At 71.6% G+C, this 1,118-nt stretch carries 2 protein-coding genes; one reads left to right on the forward strand and one right to left on the reverse strand.

Annotated elements, in window-relative coordinates; all coding sequences use genetic code 11:
* Positions 1 to 579, forward strand: a 579-nt coding sequence (locus ABT300_RS44290; RefSeq protein ID WP_351688894.1) for an aldehyde dehydrogenase family protein, incomplete at its 5' end; no start/stop codon positions are given.
* Between the two features lie 353 nt (positions 580 to 932).
* Here ABT300_RS44290 and ABT300_RS44295 read toward each other — a convergent pair.
* Positions 933 to 1,118, reverse strand: a 186-nt coding sequence (locus ABT300_RS44295) for a hypothetical protein (RefSeq protein WP_351688896.1), incomplete at its 5' end; no start/stop codon positions are given.

Consider the following 1,118-nt stretch of genomic DNA (forward strand, 5'->3'; position numbering starts at 1 on the left):
GAACACACCTGGTTCGACCCCGACCCCCGCACCGGCTCCCCCGCCTGGGTCGAAGCCGGACGCTGCCTACGCCTCTACCCCACCAACCGCACCCTAGCCGCCGAGGGCGCTGTCCTGGTCGTCGACGGCCGCAAGCACCCGATATCCGGCGAGGGCACGGAGGACGGCTTCTGGCTCGGCCCCACCCTGTTCGACCGCGTCGAACCCGGGATGTCGATCTACGGCGACGAGATCTTCGGCCCCGTGCTGTCCGTCGTGCGCGTCGGCACCTACGACGAGGGCCTGGACCTCATCAATGCCAACCCCTACGGCAACGGCACAGCGATCTTCACCAACGACGGCGGGGCCGCCCGGCGCTTCCAGAACGAGGTGGAGGTCGGCATGGTCGGCATCAACGTCCCGATCCCCGTGCCTGTGTCGTACTACTCCTTCGGCGGCTGGAAGGCGTCGCTCTTCGGCGACTCCCACGCCTACGGCGAGGAGGGCGTCAAGTTCTTCACCCGCGGCAAGGCGGTCACCCAGCGCTGGCTCGACCCCTCCCACGGCGGCCTGAACCTCGGCTTCCCGACCAACGACTGACACCTCCTCACAGGGGCCGCAGCCGAACCACCGTGGGGAGAGAGCCCGTTGAGATACGTCGAGCCGCAGAGAGGATCGGGACGGGGCCGGACGAGGACGTCCGACGTGTCCGGCCCACCCGCGAACTGCCCGGCCCCGAGGGGCCGCTGCCGCCCGACGATGTCGAAGGCGTGGCCGAACAGGTCGCCTTCGCCGATGGCACGGTCTCGGTCCCCGGCGGTGCCGGCCGGGTGTCCGGGTCGACGAAGAGGCGGTTCACGCGCCTGCACTGCCCGGGCCTGCATGAGCCTGCGCCCGGTGAACGTGGCCCGCCTGTAGGGGTCAGGCCGACACCGACACCGACATGGCGGCGGTCAGGCGACCGTGTCCGTCGGCGCGGTCGCCTCGGCACGTGCGTCGCCCGCCCCGTTGAGGGGTGCGCCACGGAGCGAGAGCCACGACTCGAAGGCGCCCATGTCCTTCAGAGCGGTGCGTGCCGCACGCACGGCGACGGAGGCGGCTCCGGTGGCGCCGGCGAAACCGCCCAGGGCGCTCGGCCG

Source organism: Streptomyces sp. NPDC001027, assembly GCF_040299045.1.
Taxonomy (GTDB): domain Bacteria; phylum Actinomycetota; class Actinomycetes; order Streptomycetales; family Streptomycetaceae; genus Streptomyces.